Below are 16060 nucleotides of genomic sequence, written 5' to 3'. Positions count from 1 at the left end.
GCTGGTTGTTTTTGTTGCTGGTTCTATTAGGTTGTCATTATCTTGGCTCTTGAATCTTGGTTCTGTATCAAAATTCACCATTGACATCATTTCTAATCCCTGCCACCTAATCCCTATTACCTAACATCTGCTACCTTCTTACATCTCCAGCTTTTTCTCAACTTCAGCCGGATGATCCAGGCAGTACTGAAGCTGTTCTTTGTCGAGCTGTTTTTCCCAGTTGGCAACCACTACAGTGGCTACAGAATTTCCGATAACATTTGTTAAAGCTCTGCATTCACTCATGAATTTGTCGATTCCAAGAATTAAAGTCATTCCTGCAATCGGAATTTCAGGAACGACTGCCAGAGTTGCTGCCAGAGTAACAAATCCTGCACCTGTAACTCCTGCTGCACCTTTTGAACTTAACATAGCGACCAAAAGAAGCATCAGCTGTTTTTCAATAGGAAGATGAATATTTAATGCCTGGGCAATAAAGAGAGAAGCAAGCGTCATGTAGATATTGGTTCCATCAAGATTGAAAGAATAGCCGGTAGGAACCACAAGACCTACAATTGCCCGTGAGCAGCCTGCTTTTTCAAGTTTTTCCATAATTCCCGGAAGAGCAGACTCTGAAGAACTTGTACCCAAAACAAGAAGAAGTTCTTCTTTAAGGTAGAAAATTAGTTTGAAAATATTAAATCCATTATACCATGCCACCGCTCCTAATACCAGAACAACAAAAAGAATAGAGGTTATATAGAATGTACCCACCAGAAATATAAGGTTGAGTACAGAATGAAGTCCGTATTTTCCAATTGTGAAAGCCATTGCTCCGAAAGCGCCTATTGGGGCAAGTTTCATAAGCATGTGGACAATTTTAAATACTGGAGTCGATAAATCTTGTAGAAAATCGGTTACTTTCTGGCTTTTTTCTTTTGTCAGAACCAAAGCGACTCCCATTAAGATAGCAACCAAAAGAACCTGGAGAATATTTTCACCCACCAATGGACTGAATAAAGTCTCCGGAATAATATTCATAATAAACCCTGTGAGCGTTGACTCATGAGCTTGTGTTTGGTATTGCGAAACATCACCTGAGAGTGTAGATGGATCAATATTCAAACCATGACCAGGTTGTAAGATATTTCCTACCAATAATCCGATGATAAGAGCAAGGGTTGAAAATGTGAAAAAATAAATCATTGCTTTGATCGCAATTCTTCCCACTTTTTTCAAATCGGTCATGTGGGCAATTCCCAAAGTAAGGGTAATGAAAATTACCGGAGCGATAATCATTTTGACCAATTTGATGAATCCGTCTCCTAAGGGTTTCATCTTTTCTCCCAATTCAGGATAAAATTTTCCCAGAAGAATACCCGCAACAATGGCTATAATTACTTGGAAATAAAGCTGATTGTGTATTTTTTTTGCTTTCAAAGAACAGTCGTTTTGTTTTTTTAAGGGCGAAAATTAAGAAAATTTATCTGAAAACATGACAAAAGTCATTGAAAAGAATCTGTGGGGAAGTTTTATCTGCGGATAAACTCAGCTACACACTAGAGTCAGGAAAAGTAGAAAATCATATGTCATACCTCAAGTATTTAATAATATTAAAAAGTTAAGAGGATATTTAACACGCCACGTTTTGTCGCCACGTCCATTTACATTTGTTTTAGAACGTTTCAGAAAAAACAAACAACAAAAACATGATTTATGAAAAATATTTTAGACGACATTGACGATTTTGACGAAGAAAGCAGGCGAATACTTCGAGGAAGTCGTATCATACAATTGGCAGAACTTGAAAAAAGAATTTATGGGAGTGGCATAGACCCTTTTGAAGGGATAAGGACTAACAAAACATTTGATGAAATCTCAAATGAATATGCACTAAGTACACCTTTTGGAAAAAGTGGCCTCTTTTATAAACCTACAACGAAAGATTACGATGCTTTATCTCAAGACTTTTATACAGGTGGAATTGATTACGAACTTCTTGCAAAAGATTTAAGAGAAAAATCAGGACTGATAAAAGGCTTTTTATTTGAGCCAGAAAAATATTTATTGGAAGATAAAACTATTTATTCAGGTTCTTCTTCGTTCGGTATTCCTGTATTCAGCAGTATTAAAAATAACAAACCTTTTGTATATAAAAAGAACAATAAAGAAACTCAGGCTGTTTTTGACGTATCCAAACTGAATACCAGAAAAAAACTTATTGAGCAGTTCTTATAATTTTGGGATTTATTTTGATAATTATAAAGTAACCTATAATCTTAACTTTATCTATAAAGATGGAGAGGATAAGAAGTTTTCTGATGCACAAACAGATGCTACAGAAAACTTATGATTTCAAACTGAATGATGAATATATTGCAATAAAGCCTTATACTGGGAATGCAGAAACTTTCATTGAATTTTTGAGAATTATAAAAGGTAATTCGTCATGAACAAATGAAAATGATATTATCCGATATTATAAACATTTTTTTGCAGTCGCTAAAAGCAACCTGATATTATTGATGCCTTATATGAAACCATTCCCTGATTTTGTCTTGGAAGTTCTTACCGATGAAATGCTTTGGAAGGATTTTACTCTTCTGAAAAGTTATTGATATATCAGAACTAATGAAAATATTTCAATTATTGACCTGCTGAAAGGAGTAAAAACGCGAATTTGTGGTGTATAATCAAGTCAATAAAAAATCCTGAGACTGTCCGTCAAGTATTTGAAAAATTCAACAAGAAGGTTGAAGTATTAATTACCTCTTTTCAAGAATTGGTTTCCGAAAAACTGGACAAATAATGAACTCGAGCAGGCGTGGAAATTGATATCGATTATGGGGAATATAAGCCTTCTCATAACGTTATGATCCATTTTATAAGACATAACGGTTTTGCTTATTATTTAGGAAAAGAGAGAAAAATATAGAGTAGGTACTGCAATATTGTAGTATTACGACCAATCTTTCTTTCCTATGTATTACGGTAGAAAAGAAATTGAAATAAGATTGAATCCCCTTTAGCCCTATGAAAGTTGTAGTTGCAGAGGGTAAAGAATTATATATTCCTATTTGTTGCTGAATATTTTTACCAATAAAAAAATAGACGAAGAGTTTTGGATAATCCTGAATAATATTGCTACAGGGCTATTACCAGAATTTGGAGCAGGAATTGCGAGAGGGGCTGCTATTTTATCAAGAATTTTAAGCAGTAGGAAAATAAAAACAGTAGAAGAACTTACAAATTCTTAGGAAAGTAGATCAAAATGTACAAGTGGAAGATTTAAAAGTTGGGATACAGGCACTTTTCAGAGGAACAACAAGAAGTCTAAATGGAGAACTTTTTACAGGAAATATTAACTCTCAATAGAATATGGAGCTCTTCAACTTCTACAGACCCGATAAGCGCTGTCATCTTTGGTATAGAATCCTCATCTAAACCTGGAACAAAAGGTGTTTTGCAAGTGTATGTCCCAAAAGATTTAAAAGGTTTAAATTTACAAGCTGAATAACTACTCGAGTTTAGTAAAGAATTAGAAGTTATAGTTAATACTTCACCTGAAAATTATCAAATTTTGCTGTAAAGGAAATTCCTATAGAGGACGGCAAGGAAGTTAGTTAATGAGTTTTATGGGATTGATATTCCTAAACAATTACAAGTAACTCTATTCCTAGCAGTAATATGTTATTAGAAGAGACAAAAACTAACACCTAAAGAAGCACAAGAATTTCTATAAAAAGATTATTAAATTTAAAAATAAAATTCTATGAATATATTAACTAATGAAGTGTTTGAAAAGTTAAATGAAATCCAAATTGGTTTTTAATCCCTTTCTTTTTTCAGATCTCCATTCGAATTAGATATAAAATATTATCATTTACCTACAATAAATAAGGAAAAGTAACTTTATTTAGATAATAATAGAAGTGATTTTGATTTTGTTGTTGGAACAAAATTTAATATCATTTTTAGAAGAGCAGATAGTTATCAAAAAATTGATGAAATTAGACTTTGTTTTTTAAAAAAGGAGACAATATTGGTATTATTCCAAAAGGATATGGGGGTATTGTTCGTTTAATATTCAAGATAAAGTTCCTGAAATAACCAAATTATTAGTTCAAACGAAAATGAAAATATGATGATTCAAAAATGATATAATTATTTTACCACTAAGAAATAATGATAAAATAGAAGAACTGAAAAAATGAAATGTTTAAAATTAAAAACCGTTCAGCAATGAGCAGTTTTTTATTATATATTTCACCTTAAAAATTATCAATTACCGTCGATGAGATTCATATAGGATTTTAAGAAATTAGCAATTTATTTTATGACGATATTCCTAAAACAATTACAAGTAACCTTCATTCCTAGTAGTAAATATACTTTAAGAGACAAAAAACTAACATCTAAAGAAGCACAAGAATTCTATAAAAAGATTATTGAATTTAAAAATAAATTATGGATTCACAATTGCACTTTACGATAGTTTGTTTGAAAACATATTTTGATAATAAAATTTATTTTTCGTCATTAGAAATATGTTCCATTATGATATTAAAAAGCACATTTTAACCAATTAATCGCAATAAGTGTATGTATTTATATAATGTTTACAATGATAATGATATAATTTTAGGCACAAAATACAATGTAATATTTATAATAATCCGGAAATTATCAAAACATAGATTGTGAGATCGATTTTGTTTCCTTAAAAGATAATATTGAATTATTTCATGGCTTATGGAGGAATTATCCGTCTGAAATTTAAAGATAAAGTTCCAGAAATAACAAAAGTTCTTATGCAAGATGATAAAGAAAAGTATGATAAAAATAAACATAGTTTTTATATTTCACTATTAAGGAAGTACTAGATGAAATCCTGGCAGAATTAGATAAAGCAGAAAATGTTTAGAAGTACAAATCGTTCAGTATTGAACGGTTTTTAATACTTCCCCATAATATCTATCTAATAACATGACAAAAGGTCATTGAAAAGAATCTTGCGTTTAGTCTATAGGAAGATTAAAAAAAAGCCTTGGCTTCATTCGAAGAATGAAGCCAAGATGTATTTTTTTTATGATATAAAAAGTTATTCCACTGCTACAGAATCATCGCCACGACCGTCTGCCACTGCGTGAATATTTCCGTTGTCATCAAGAACAATCATCTCTGTTTTACCAATGTATTTTGTCTTTTCAATGATGTAATTCTTACTTTTCAGCTCAGAAATGGTACTTTCGGGGAAATTATTTTCCACGGTGATGGTTTCCGGCAGCCACTGATGGTGGAACTTTGGAGCATTCACTGAAATATTGGCATTCAGTTTAAAATCCACCACATTCACAATAGACTGATACACTGAAGTTGGAATTGTAGTTCCTCCCGGTGTTCCCACAACCATATAAGGTTTTCCGTTTTTAAGAATAATTGTTGGGGTCATAGAAGAAAGCATTCTCTTGTTGGGCTGTATTGAATTGGCTTCACCCCCTACGGCTCCGAACATATTCGGGACACCCGGTTTGATGGAGAAATCATCCATTTCGTTATTTAAAAAGAATCCTGCCCCTGAAACAAGCACCTTACTTCCATAATACCCGTTAAGAGTTGTGGTTACAGAAGCAGCATTTCCATCCTTGTCCAATACGGAAATATGAGTAGTCTGCATAGATTCTTTAGGTTGTTCTATAATTTTACCCACTTCTGAACTTGGAGTTGCTTTATCAAAACTAAAGCTTTTCCATCTGCCTTTCAGGTATTCGTCAGAGATCAGATAAGACGTTTTATCCTGAATAAAATCAGGATCTCCCATATATTCTGCTCTGTCTGCATAAGCCCGGCGTTCTGCTTCAGTCATAATCTGGACTGCTTTTGTAGAATTTTGCTGGTATTTTTCAAGATTTTCAAAACTTGCCATTCTTAGCATCTGGGCAAGAAGAACCCCGCCACTCGAAGGTAAAGGCATCGTAACGACATTGTTTCCTTTATAATCAAATTCCAGGGCTTTTCTTTCAGCAACCTTGTAATTTTTAAGATCCTCCAGTGTGATAATTCCATTTCCTCTTTTCATTTCGGCAATCAAAAGATCAGCAGTTTTTCCTTCATAAAAGCCTTTAGCTCCCAATTTCTGGATCAGTTTCAATGTTTCAGCTAAATCTTTTTGAACCAAAAGATCTCCAGCTTTCCATGGAGCATCTTTTACAAAAATGATGGAGGATTTATTATGTTTCTGGAATTTTTCTCTTTGGTTATTCAGCATTTCTGCTTCCTTATCCGTAATGGCAAATCCTTTTTCCGCCAGATCAATTGCGGGTTGGATAATTTTTTCCATAGGAAGCTTACAATATTTCAGAGTAGCAAAAAATCCTGCCACACTTCCGGGAATACCTACCGCCAGTCTTCCGTTTTGGGAAAGGTCAGTATCTGCTTTTCCTTTTTTGTCGATGTACATGTCTCTGGAAGCCTTTTTCGGAGCTGTTTCTCTGTAATCCAATGTGAATTTTTCCCCATTACTTTTTACACCCACCAGGAAACCACCACCACCAATGTTTCCTGCCTGAGGATACACAACAGCAAGAGCGTATTGTGTAGCTGTTACAGCATCGTAGGCATTTCCGCCCATCTTTAAGATTTTAGCTCCCGCTTCACTGGCTAATGGGTGTGCAGACACTACAACACCTTTATTTTTTACCTGTACTTCTTTAATAATATTGATATCTGTAAATTGAGCCCAGCTGAGCTGTGCCGCCAAAAGCATCGAAGCAATTAAAATCTTCTTCATATGATTGTTTTTTCTTACAACAAAATTATTGAATTTTAAGTTAATGTCAGCTTTTGATGATTGTATTTGATTATTTCTATTGTTGAGGAGAGTTTTGACTGGCTATCAGTACCTTCTCCCTGAGAAATGTTTTTAAATCCACCTTTTTTATTATGGTTGGCATGTTTTTTTTACTTTTGTACAATTCTAAAAAAATCTGAAAATGGAATCCTATACGGAAAGAATACTGATTACAGGTGCCTTGGGACAAATTGGTACCGAACTTACGAACAGACTTGTTGAAATCCACGGAGCGGAAAACGTTGTTGCTTCAGGATTGGACAGATGGCAGGAAGGAATTACTTCTGCCGGACACTATGAAAGAATGGATGTTACCAATACACAATTGGTAAGACAGGTAATTCACGATTATGAAATCACTACAGTGTATCACCTGGCTTCACTTTTATCCGGAACTTCTGAAAAGCAGCCTATTTTTGCGTGGAAACTGAATCTTGAACCATTGCTTCATTTTTGTGAAATGGCGAAAGAAGGGCTTCTTAAAAAGATCTTCTGGCCAAGTTCTATCGCTGTATTTGGAAAAGGAATTCCAAAGCATGAGGTAGGGCAGGATGTAGTGTTGAACCCTACAACTGTTTACGGAATCTCTAAAATGGCAGGGGAGAAGTGGTGCGAATACTATTTCGATAAATATGGGGTAGATGTAAGAAGTATCAGATATCCTGGATTGATCTCCTGGAAAACTCCAGCGGGAGGTGGAACTACCGATTATGCCGTTGAGATTTTTTACAAAGCTATTGAAGAAGGAAAATATACAAGTTTCATTTCTGAGAATACCGGAATGCCGATGTTGTATATGGATGATGCCATCAATGCTACTCTGAAATTAATGGATGCTCCCAAAGAAAGTTTAACAGTTCGTTCTTCTTATAATTTGGGCGGAATGTCATTTACTCCAAAAGAACTGGCAGAAGAAATCACGAAAGAAATTCCGGATTTTGCAATTGATTATAAGCCGGATTTCAGACAGGCAATTGCAGATTCTTGGCCAGCTTCTATTGATGATTCGGTCGCTAAAAAAGACTGGGGTCTGACGTATGATTTCGGAATTTCTGAAATGACAAAGGACATGATTAAGAATTTGAAAGTAAAATTAGGTAAGGATTAATTATATAAAGTAATACTTTAATTAGTTTTATTTTTAACGTCTGATTTTTAATATTTTATAGAATTTATATAAACTTTAATTTAAATGGTATTATTGACTTTTAACATCACTTGTATTGAGGCTGAAGTAAAAAATGGCTCTCCTATTACCGATGATGAGAGATTGAAAATCATAGAAAATAATACCAGAGCAATTCTTAGAATTTTAGATATTCATGATATCAAATCAAGTTTTTTTGTAGAGGTTTCTCTCACCGAAAAACTTCAGAATTTAATAAAAGCAATTTCATCCAAAGGGCATGAAATTGCTTTTTATAATAAAGGATCAAATCCGGAAGAAATTGAAAATGCCAAGAAGAATATTCAGGATCTTCTGGAAAAACAGATCAGAGGAATTCGTCAGAAAGATGTAAAAGTTTCACAGGAAATTTTGAAGCTGATGGAATTTAATTATGTTTCCAATATCGATAATGCCAATATTCTTTTTCCTTTCAAAAGACTCAAAAGAGATACGGTAATTACAGAAGAGGACGGATTGAGTATTGTTCCGGAAAGTATCTCTCCTTACAGTCAGCTGCCTTATAATGATTTTGTATTTCAGATTCTGCCAATGAAGTATTATCAGAATATGGTGCTGGAAACATTACAGAACGAAGAGTTTGTTTTGATTTATCTCAATACATGGCAGTTTACAGATTTCAAGAAATACCGTTTTGCTATTCCTTTTTACCGAAGCTTATTTTCGGGCAAAAAAATGGAGGACAAATTAGATGCCCTCCTTACTTTTCTCAATGACAGGGAAATGGCTACTTCCCGTATGAAAGATTATATTTTTTAGGGAGTAGGTGTTAGGTGGCAGGGATTAGGAAGAATTCAAGGTTCAAAGTTTAAAGTTTAAAGTTGTGTAGCCAGCAACTAGTAAACTTGAAACAAAAGAAACCCGCAACTCGTAACCAAAACAACCAGCAACCAAACAACCATCAACTAATAACTCGCATCCCGAACCCCGTACTCTAGCTTAGCTCAAAAAGAGTGATTTCTGGCAATACACCCACTCTTCCCGGATATCCTAATACGCCAAATCCTCTGTTTACATACAGTAATTTTCCTTCGCTTTCATATAAATCGGCCCATTTTGGGTATTTGTATTGTACCGGGGACCATTTTACATTTTTTAGATCCAATCCAAACTGCATTCCATGGGTATGTCCTGAAAGGGTTAAATGGATGTTTGCAGGGTGTTTTTTTACCACGTAATCAAAATGGGTAGGGTCGTGGCTCATTAAAATTTTAGTGGCAGATTCCGGTACACCTTTTAATGCATCATCTATTCTTCCGAATTGAGGGAATGGTTTCAGTCCCCAGTTCTCAACCCCCAGAATATAGAGTTTCTCTCCATTTTTTTCAATAACTCTATGCTCATTTCTCAGCATATCAAAACCAGCCTGCTTTTCATAGCCAATCAATGTCTCAATGTTTTCTTTTTTAGCAGCACGGGATTCCCAGGTTACATAATCTCCGTAATCGTGGTTTCCTAAAACGGCAAATTTGCCATCTTTAGCCTGAATTTTTGAAAACAAAGGAATGAATGGCTTGAATTCATCAGCAACATTATTTACCATGTCTCCGGTAAATAATACAAGGTCGGGCTTCTGTTCATTGATCAGGTCGATAGCATGTTGTAATTTGTTTGGGTCTGAGAAACTTCCGCTGTGAACGTCAGAAATTTGGATGATTTTGTAGCCTTTGAAACTTTTGGGGAGATTGGCAAAATTTATTCTTACCCTTCTTACTGTATGCCTGTATTTCCCAAACGTAATTCCGTCAATGAAAAGAGCTGAAAGTACTCCGCTCATTCCCAGTCCTACCAGACTCAGGAACTTCCTTCTTTCCGGGAAGAAATTTTCAGTGGGTTTGGCAAAGCCAATCAGATAGCCTCCGGTTCTGATGATATCATCAATTAATAAAAACAGGACCACGAAAATTTTAGGAAGGATGAAAATTAAAAATAATGAAATCATGATCTGAGTCCTTACCATACTTCGGTCTGATCGTTGGTAATGAGTGACTTCATAGGCGAAAATTCCATATACGGCTAACGATATTACCCAATATCCGGTTCTGATCCAGAAATTATCGGTAAGCGTTCTGACAGCCTGATAAATATACACTTCCAAAAAAAGGAAGATTCCGGCGATGATTAAAAGGTTCTTTTGCATGTTCTGATCAAAAAAAGCACAAAGAATAACTTCCCTGTGCTTTATATTTTTTGTTTATTAAATATTTTTAAGGAAATCTGTAAACGATAGCATTGATGTTCATTCCGGCTCCTACCGAAGTCATCACAATGTTACCTTTTTCTTTAAACGATTGACCCTCCATTTTTCCTTTAATTATTATATCATACATGGTAGGAATTGTTGCTACTGAAGTATTTCCAAGATCCTGGATCGTCATAGGAGAGATGGCATGATCGTATTCTTTTACGTCATAAAGCCTGTGAAGTCTTTCAATCATGGCGTAATCCATTTTAGCATTGGCCTGGTGAATTAAGATTTTATCTATATCTTCAATAGAAAGACCTGCATCAGTAATGGTGTCCTTGATAGCATCCGGTACGTTTTTAAGAGCGTATTCGTAAATCTTTCTTCCTAACATTCTTACATAAAGACGCTTTTGATCTGCTTCTTTATTGATAGAAGGTTGATTTTCAAGGTAGTTTAATTCCGGTCCGTTGTCACAGATTGTGTTGTGGGCAATAATTCCTACATTCTCTTCGTCAGTTGCTTTTACCACTACCGCTCCGGCACCATCGGCAAAAATCATTCTGTTTCTGTCATATGGATCAGTCACTCTGCTTAATGTTTCAGCTCCGATGACAAGAATTGTTTTTGCTACTTTAGCTTTAATTAAATTATCAGATAAAATCATTGCTTCTACCCATCCCGGACATCCGAAAACCATGTCATAGGTTACGCATTTTCTGTTTTTGATCCCCAGTTTATTCTTTACTCTTGCTGCCATTGTTGGCATAAAATCAGCATATCCGTTTTCGGTAACTTCCCCGAAATTGCTTGCATAGATGATATAATCTAATTCTTCGCCGTCTACTTTTGCATCCTCAAGGGCAATTTTTGCAGCTTCATAACCGATTTGAGAGTTGGAAAGATCATCCTCAATGAATCTCCTGTTTTCGATTTCTGTAATTTCTACAAATTTCGCAATGGTCTCTTCCACAGGCTTTTCAATCTTTACTCCGTCTTCAGTGTAGAACTCGGAATTCATGAAGTAATCTCTACCAATAACTCTGTTCGGAATATAAGATCCAGAGCCAATAATGATCGTATTAGGCATTCGTTTATATGATTTTTTTAAAGATGCAAAGTTAATAATTAATATTAATAACGGAGAATTAAAAATATTATTAAATTTGCAAAAATTGTACTTTACAATCTATGAAAAACAATTCATCCTTAAAAGGCTTACTTATTGCAGCTGTGGCGTTTATCGTTGCCTTTGGGATCTACTTCCTTTTTTTAGCCAAGAAGAATTATTATGTTGTAGATAATCCTACCCCGAATACGTATTACTTTAAGATCAATAACGGGTCTGAAGGCATTATTTCTGCGGGACAGTTTGTGCATGTGGATTTGAATAAGGGGAAAAACTCTATTCAGGTTTTTGATCAGAACAAAAAAATGCTTTATGATTCTGCATTTGAAGTGAATAAACTTCGAGGTCTGATTAATATCACACACCAAGATTACTACGTAAATGATCAGTATTACGGATATAATCTTAAAAAAGATTCGTTACTGGCAAACCTTGATAAAACAGTTATTGACGGAAAGGATTATTACGGAGGAGCGAAACGCTTCAATAAGCTTTACACAGAAGATTTTTATTACAATGTAGATGAAGACTATGACAAAGTGATCAAAAATATCCAGAAAGTGGAATCACGATCTAAAATCTTCAGAAAGCAGGATTACCTAAATTATTATAAAGAATATTACAAGTTTTAAGTTTTGACAAAAGATATCACCAAAGTTACTCCCTACAATTCAGAGGCTACAAAAAAAAGCCAGGTAGAGGATATGTTCGACAATATTGCGCCGAAGTATGACCTTCTGAACCGTGTTTTATCCATGAAAATTGATATTTTGTGGAGAAATAAACTGGTAAAATGGATGAAAAATGATAATCCGCAGGAAGTGCTGGATGTGGCTACAGGAACGGGAGATCTGGCAATTACGATTGAAAAAGGAACCGGTTCTAAAGTAGTTGGATTAGATTTATCACAACAAATGCTGAATGTTGGCGTTATTAAAATAAAAAAACTTAAATTAGACGGCAAAATTTCCATGCAAAAAGGAGATGCTGAAAATTTACCTTTCGAGGATAATAGATTTGATGCTGTTTCCGTTGCATTTGGAGTAAGGAATTTTGAAAACCTTACCAAAGGTTTGGCAGAGTTAAGAAGAGTAGTTAAAGATAACAAAAGTGTTTATATACTGGAGTTTTCAAAGGTTGAGGGTTTCATGGGACCATTTTATATGTTTTACTTTAAAAATATATTACCTGCCATTGGCAGACTGGTTTCTAAGGATAATAGGGCGTATACATACCTTCCGGATTCTGTAAATGCTTTTCCTTTCGGGGAGAAGATGAAGCAAATTCTTTTAGATACGGGATTTAAGAAAGTTGAATATAAAAAATTAAGTTTAGGTATAGCCACAATTTATAAAGCAACAAAGTAACCTATGAATAAATTTCTATTAAAAGCACTGGTTTTAACCTCAGTAAATGTTGCCGTTTTTGCAAACGCGCAATTCAGAACCCGAAACAGAATGGATAAGTTGGAAGATTTCGACGAGCAGAAATTCAGCTGGGGGTTTTATTTGAACGGGAACAGACTGGATTACCGCATTGTTTTGCATCCGAAATATGGGATGAATGATAATGAAAACCTTGTTACCTCCAAGGAAAGTTATAGTTTCGGTGCCGGGCTTATTGCAAAATGGAGACTGAATGACTATCTTGATGTAAGAATAGAACCAGGTTTACAGTTTGCACAAAGACAGTTGACTTTTAATACTCAATCCAATGACATTTATGCAGGTGGATCTTTAACGAATCCTCCTTTTATGCCATTCCCTTTACAGGAAAAGGATAAAGTAAGAGAAATTAAATCTACATTGATTGATATTCCGGTACTTTTGGAACTTCACGGACAAAGATGGTACAATTCAAGACCTTATGTGGCAGCAGGGGTGAATTATGTGGTGAACCTTCAGTCTAATGCAACTTCTACAGATGATAACATGCAGGGGATTTACAGATCTACCACTCACAACTTCGCATGGTCTGCAGAAATGGGAATTCAGTTTTATTTCAACAAATTTAAACTGACTCCTGCCGTAAGAGGAACATTCTTCATGAACAATGAGAAGGTGGCGGATAACGCTACTACACCTCCTTACTGGTCATCTGCTATTTCTACATTGCAGACAAGAGCGGTAATGTTCGTTCTGAAATTTGAATAAAAAAATATTTCATTGAAAAATACACAGGAGGTGCGCTGGCGCCTCCTTTTTTGTTTGTATTTCAAAATATAGAGCGTTTTATTTTTGTTAGTGCTATTATTTTTTTATTTTTGCTTTTAGTTAGAATATACAAACCTGAAATGCTTCAAGATTTAGAAAACAATTTTTCAGAATTAGAGAGAAAGATTTCGACTCTGCAAAAGAACTATAAAAATCTTACGGAAAATTTAAGAGAATTAAATATTGAGCATGAAGACTTGAAGAAGAAGTATGATGAGGAAAGAAGAAAGAATCAGGTATTAGCAGAAGAACAAAAAAATATAAAACTTTATTCAGCAATATCAGGAAATCCTGAACACAATAGATTAATGAAGAACCATATCAACAGATTGGTGAAAGAAATTGATTTCTGTATTGCTCAGCTTCAAAACAGTGGATTATAATGGAGGTAAGGAGAATAACCGTCAACATTGCAGGAAGAGTGTATCCGCTGAACGTACCGGCAGCAGAGGAAGAAACTTTGCGTAAAGTAGGGAAGCAGATCGAGAATATGATTAAAGATTTTGAACAAAACTTCGATGTAAGAGATAAACAGGATGCTTTGGCTATGTGTGCCCTTAAACTGGGAACCAATGCAGAAGTAGTTTCTCTTAACTACGAGAAAAATATTAATTCAACCAACGAAAGGTTAACGCAGATTAATCAGTCGTTGAATGAAATCGGGAAATAGATTTTTTTTCCTGAAAAATTACTGCCTACAATAATTCTAACACATTAAAGGTAAACTCAACGCTAAACAATTACCGAACAAATGTCCATCGAATGGCGTGCCGGACTTCCGGATTACAGACAGTGGAAATCAGTTCAAATCGTGTTGATTAGGAGTTTACTCTCAATCTCTGGATTATTGTAGGCTTTTTTTATGTAAAGAATATGAATACAATTAAAACTCAATATATATTATGATAGAAGTTATAGTCGGTGTTGTTTGTTTAGTAATCGGAGCCGTGGTGGGAATGTTTTTTTCCAGAAGTTCTCTGAATACTAAAGCAAAATTCATCATAGATGATGCCAATAAAAATGCCGAAAACCTTATAGAAAAAGCTAACGTACAGGCTGAATCCATAAAGAAAGAAAAGAACCTTCAGGCTAAAGAAAAATTCCTGGAACTGAAATCACAGCATGATGCAGATATTCAGTCCCGTGAAAAGAAAATGCAGGAAGTTGAAAAGAGAACGAAAGACAAAGAGCATAAGCTGAATGATGAACTTAGCAAGACTGGAAAGCTTGAAAAAGATTTAGACAAGCAGATTGCAGATTACGCTAAGAAGAATGAAATTCTGGAAAGAAAACAGCAGGAGCTAGATACAGCTACCGCTAAGAAAGTAGAAATACTTGAAAAAATCTCGAATTATACAGCAGATGAAGCAAAAGCGGAATTGGTAGAAACCATGAGAGCTGAAGCTAAAACAAGAGCTCAGGCACACGTTCAGAGCATCATGGAAGAAGCTCAGATGAATGCTAAAAATGAAGCGAGAAAAATTGTTATCCAAACAATTCAGAGAATCGGAACTGAGCAGGCTATCGAAAATTCAGTATCTGTTTTCAATATCGAATCTGATGAGGTAAAAGGTAGAATTATCGGTAGAGAAGGTAGAAATATCCGTGCTTTAGAAGCGGTAACAGGAGTAGAAATTATTGTTGATGATACTCCGGAAGCCATTCTTCTTTCATGCTTTGACCCTGTAAGAAGAGAGATTGCAAGATTATCCCTTCACAGATTGGTAACCGATGGTAGAATTCACCCGGCAAGAATTGAAGAAGTAGTAGAAAAAACAAGAAAACAGATCGAGGAGGAAATCATTGAAGTAGGTAAGAGAACCATCATTGATTTAGGAATCCACGGATTACACCCTGAATTGATCAAAATTGTAGGAAGAATGAAGTACCGTTCTTCTTATGGGCAAAACTTACTACAGCACTCGAGAGAAGTAGCAAATATTGCTGCAACAATGGCTGCTGAGTTAGGATTAAATGTAAAATTAGCAAAAAGAGCAGGTCTTTTACACGATATAGGTAAAGTTCCTGAGCAGGAATCAGAATTGCCACACGCCCTTTTAGGTATGCAGTGGGCAGAGAAATACGGTGAAAACCCAGAAGTAGTAAATGCAATTGGAGCTCACCACGACGAAATTGAAATGAAGTCATTATTATCTCCGATCATTCAGGTTGCCGATGCAATCTCAGGCGCAAGACCGGGAGCAAGAAGACAGGTATTGGAATCTTACATCCAGAGATTGAAAGATCTTGAATCTGCAGCGTTAAGCTTTGATGGTGTATCCAGTGCTTATGCAATTCAGGCGGGTAGAGAGCTAAGAGTAATGGTAGAGAGTGGAAAAGTAAATGATGAAGTAGCATCTCAGCTTTCTTACGACATCTCTGAGAAAATACAGAACGAACTTACTTATCCGGGACAGGTGAAAGTAACAGTAATCAGAGAAACGAGAGCTGTGAATATTGCCAGATAATAATCGTAAAAAGATATTTAATAAAAACCTTTCAAGAAATTGAAAGGTTT

Annotated in this window: 14 protein-coding genes; 10 read left to right on the top strand and 4 right to left on the bottom strand. The window is 35.0% G+C overall.

The window, feature by feature from the left end:
* Nucleotides 1-138: 138 nt before the first annotated feature.
* Complete coding sequence (locus ACWPWS_RS09505) at nt 139-1419, bottom strand: dicarboxylate/amino acid:cation symporter (protein WP_454046310.1); 1281 nt, start codon at nt 1417-1419, stop codon at nt 139-141.
* A gap of 276 nt (nt 1420-1695) precedes the next feature.
* Between ACWPWS_RS09505 and ACWPWS_RS09500 the strand changes: the two genes are divergently transcribed.
* The gene (locus ACWPWS_RS09500) at nt 1696-2217 is read left to right on the top strand and encodes a hypothetical protein (RefSeq protein ID WP_454046309.1); all 522 of its coding nucleotides are present in this window, start codon (nt 1696-1698) and stop codon (nt 2215-2217) included.
* Nucleotides 2218-3059: 842 nt separating this feature from the next.
* Entirely contained in the window at nt 3060-3236 is a 177-nt protein-coding gene (locus ACWPWS_RS09495) for a hypothetical protein (RefSeq protein ID WP_454046308.1), read from the top strand.
* 1844 nt (nt 3237-5080) lie between these two features.
* On the opposite strand, the gene ggt is transcribed toward ACWPWS_RS09495, so the two are convergent.
* Nucleotides 5081-6769, bottom strand: a complete 1689-nt coding sequence (gene ggt, locus ACWPWS_RS09490) for a gamma-glutamyltransferase (protein ID WP_454046307.1) — start codon at nt 6767-6769, stop codon at nt 5081-5083.
* Between the two features lie 202 nt (nt 6770-6971).
* Between ggt and ACWPWS_RS09485 the strand changes: the two genes are divergently transcribed.
* Together ACWPWS_RS09485 and ACWPWS_RS09480 are read left to right on the top strand one after the other, a co-directional pair.
* Entirely contained in the window at nt 6972-7937 is a 966-nt protein-coding gene (locus tag ACWPWS_RS09485) for an NAD-dependent epimerase/dehydratase family protein (RefSeq protein WP_454046306.1), read from the top strand.
* An 84-nt stretch (nt 7938-8021) separates the two neighbouring features.
* Entirely contained in the window at nt 8022-8774 is a 753-nt protein-coding gene (locus tag ACWPWS_RS09480) for a polysaccharide deacetylase (protein WP_454046305.1), read from the top strand.
* Between the two features lie 175 nt (nt 8775-8949).
* On the opposite strand, the gene ACWPWS_RS09475 is transcribed toward ACWPWS_RS09480, so the two are convergent.
* Nucleotides 8950-10155, bottom strand: coding sequence for a metallophosphoesterase (locus ACWPWS_RS09475; RefSeq protein WP_454046304.1), 1206 nt, complete (start codon nt 10153-10155; stop codon nt 8950-8952).
* 67 nt (nt 10156-10222) lie between these two features.
* The gene (locus tag ACWPWS_RS09470; RefSeq protein ID WP_105683632.1) at nt 10223-11290 is read right to left on the bottom strand and encodes a 3-oxoacyl-ACP synthase III family protein; all 1068 of its coding nucleotides are present in this window, start codon (nt 11288-11290) and stop codon (nt 10223-10225) included.
* A gap of 101 nt (nt 11291-11391) precedes the next feature.
* Here ACWPWS_RS09470 and ACWPWS_RS09465 point away from each other — a divergent pair, with 101 nt between their 5' ends.
* The 6 genes from ACWPWS_RS09465 to rny all read left to right on the top strand — a co-directional run bounded on the left by ACWPWS_RS09465 (nt 11392) and on the right by rny (nt 16010).
* On the top strand, nt 11392-11961 hold the full coding sequence (locus ACWPWS_RS09465) for a hypothetical protein (RefSeq protein ID WP_309511436.1): 570 nt from the start codon (nt 11392-11394) through the stop codon (nt 11959-11961).
* 3 nt (nt 11962-11964) lie between these two features.
* Nucleotides 11965-12696: a bifunctional demethylmenaquinone methyltransferase/2-methoxy-6-polyprenyl-1,4-benzoquinol methylase UbiE gene (ubiE, locus tag ACWPWS_RS09460; RefSeq protein ID WP_034695974.1), complete on the top strand. Its 732-nt coding sequence runs from the start codon at nt 11965-11967 to the stop codon at nt 12694-12696.
* A 3-nt stretch (nt 12697-12699) separates the two neighbouring features.
* The gene (gene porT / locus ACWPWS_RS09455) at nt 12700-13482 is read left to right on the top strand and encodes a type IX secretion/gliding motility protein PorT/SprT (RefSeq protein ID WP_105683631.1); all 783 of its coding nucleotides are present in this window, start codon (nt 12700-12702) and stop codon (nt 13480-13482) included.
* Between the two features lie 140 nt (nt 13483-13622).
* Complete coding sequence (locus ACWPWS_RS09450) at nt 13623-13925, top strand: hypothetical protein (protein WP_105683630.1); 303 nt, start codon at nt 13623-13625, stop codon at nt 13923-13925.
* Entirely contained in the window at nt 13925-14212 is a 288-nt protein-coding gene (locus ACWPWS_RS09445; protein ID WP_034695967.1) for a cell division protein ZapA, read from the top strand. The genes ACWPWS_RS09450 and ACWPWS_RS09445 overlap by 1 nt, the downstream gene beginning before the upstream one ends.
* A gap of 232 nt (nt 14213-14444) precedes the next feature.
* On the top strand, nt 14445-16010 hold the full coding sequence (gene rny / locus ACWPWS_RS09440) for a ribonuclease Y (RefSeq protein WP_454046303.1): 1566 nt from the start codon (nt 14445-14447) through the stop codon (nt 16008-16010).
* The last annotated feature ends 50 nt before the right edge of the window (nt 16011-16060 follow it).

Source organism: Chryseobacterium sp. Marseille-Q8038 (assembly GCF_965111995.1).
This window is presented reverse-complemented; position numbering and strand designations above follow the sequence as displayed.

Excerpts from the sequence above, each read along its gene's own strand:
- rny (WP_454046303.1), top strand. The coding sequence starts at position 14,445 with ATGATAGAAGTTATAGTCGGTGTTGTTTGTTTAGTAATCGGAGCCGTG.
- ggt (WP_454046307.1), bottom strand. The coding sequence starts at position 6,769 with ATGAAGAAGATTTTAATTGCTTCGATGCTTTTGGCGGCACAGCTCAGC.
- porT (WP_105683631.1), top strand. The coding sequence starts at position 12,700 with ATGAATAAATTTCTATTAAAAGCACTGGTTTTAACCTCAGTAAATGTT.
- ACWPWS_RS09465 (WP_309511436.1), top strand. The coding sequence starts at position 11,392 with ATGAAAAACAATTCATCCTTAAAAGGCTTACTTATTGCAGCTGTGGCG.
- ACWPWS_RS09450 (WP_105683630.1), top strand. The coding sequence starts at position 13,623 with ATGCTTCAAGATTTAGAAAACAATTTTTCAGAATTAGAGAGAAAGATT.
- ACWPWS_RS09500 (WP_454046309.1), top strand. The coding sequence starts at position 1,696 with ATGAAAAATATTTTAGACGACATTGACGATTTTGACGAAGAAAGCAGG.
- ACWPWS_RS09485 (WP_454046306.1), top strand. The coding sequence starts at position 6,972 with ATGGAATCCTATACGGAAAGAATACTGATTACAGGTGCCTTGGGACAA.
- ACWPWS_RS09480 (WP_454046305.1), top strand. The coding sequence starts at position 8,022 with ATGGTATTATTGACTTTTAACATCACTTGTATTGAGGCTGAAGTAAAA.
- ACWPWS_RS09475 (WP_454046304.1), bottom strand. The coding sequence starts at position 10,155 with ATGCAAAAGAACCTTTTAATCATCGCCGGAATCTTCCTTTTTTTGGAA.
- ACWPWS_RS09470 (WP_105683632.1), bottom strand. The coding sequence starts at position 11,290 with ATGCCTAATACGATCATTATTGGCTCTGGATCTTATATTCCGAACAGA.
- ACWPWS_RS09445 (WP_034695967.1), top strand. The coding sequence starts at position 13,925 with ATGGAGGTAAGGAGAATAACCGTCAACATTGCAGGAAGAGTGTATCCG.